Below are 1377 nucleotides of genomic sequence, written 5' to 3'. Positions count from 1 at the left end.
TACCACCAGCTATGATTATTGGAACTCTGGTAGATCCAATGGCTACCTTGTTAAATGCTACTGGCGATAATGTTGCGGCCATGTTAATTGCCAGGTTTACCGAAGGTAGGAATTGGATGGAAAGTAAGGATTTGTCATCCTGACGCAGGAAGGATCTGCAAGCTATGAAATACCAGCTGGTGCAGTTAAAGATTCTTCGCTATGCTCAGAATGACAATTGATTTTAAAAAATAAAAATCGGGGGCTTCGCCCCTAACTATTGCATATGTTTGAAAATAAAGAGCGTACAGATATTAATGAATTAGGCGAATTTGGGTTGATTAAACACCTAACTACTAATTTTAAAATTAAAAACGATTATTCGGTAAAAGGTGTTGGCGATGATGCTGCTGTTTTAGATGCCAAAGGAAAACAGACCTTAATTTCGACTGATTTATTGCTGGAAGGAATCCATTTCGACTTGGCTTATGTGCCTTTAATGCACTTAGGTTACAAAGCTGTTCAGGTAAATTTGAGTGATATTTATGCCATGAACGGAAAAGCAAGTCAGATTACAGTTTCGCTGGGTTTATCGAGTAAATTTCCTTTAGAGGCTGTCGAAGAAATTTATAAGGGAATCGAACTAGCTTGCAACAAATATAACATTGATTTAATTGGTGGAGATACTTCATCAAGCAAGCAAGGCCTGGTAATCAGTATTACCAGTATAGGTTATGCCGATGCAGATAAAGTGGTGTACCGAAATGGCGCTCAAGAACATGATTTATTGTGTGTTTCTGGCGATTTGGGTGGCGCTTATTTAGGCCTGCAGATTTTAGAAAGAGAGAAGTTAATCTATTTGGAAAATCCACAGATCCAACCAGATTTAGAGGGTAAAGATTATATCATCGAAAGACAATTGAAACCAGAAGCAAGGATGGATATTATTGCACTTTTAGATGAAATGAATATCAAACCAACTTCGATGATCGATGTTTCGGATGGTTTAGCTTCCGAAATTTTACATTTGGCAGAACAATCAGATAAAGGAATGACCATTTACGAGGAGAAAATTCCTTTAGATCCAATGACTTATGAAACTGCGCGTGAATTAGGTTTAGATCCAACGGTTTGTGCTTTAAGTGGTGGTGAAGATTATGAGTTATTGTTTACCATTAGTCAGGATGATTATAAAAAACTGAAACATGATGTAGATATTACTGTGATTGGACATGTTACCGATAAAAACTCGGGTTGTAAAATGGTTTCTAAATCAGAAAAAGTACACGAACTGAAGGCTCAGGGTTGGAATGCTTTTAATAAATAAAAATAGGTCGTCATTTCGAGCGGAGTGCAACGAAGTCGAGAAATCTTTGTAGGCAGATCTCTCCATTCCAC

General features: G+C 37.5%; 1 protein-coding gene. It reads left to right on the top strand.

The window, feature by feature from the left end; all coding sequences use genetic code 11:
* The first annotated feature begins 265 nt into the window (after window positions 1-265).
* Complete coding sequence (thiL, locus tag AC1DND_RS27895) at window positions 266-1306, top strand: thiamine-phosphate kinase (protein WP_477586106.1); 1041 nt, start codon at window positions 266-268, stop codon at window positions 1304-1306.
* Window positions 1307-1377 lie beyond the last annotated feature (71 nt).

Source organism: Pedobacter sp. 01N416, from assembly GCF_056399685.1.
The sequence above is the reverse complement of the archived record's forward strand: the minus strand, read 5'-3'. Positions and strand labels throughout refer to the sequence as shown.

Excerpts from the sequence above, each read along its gene's own strand:
- thiL (WP_477586106.1), top strand. The coding sequence starts at position 266 with ATGTTTGAAAATAAAGAGCGTACAGATATTAATGAATTAGGCGAATTT.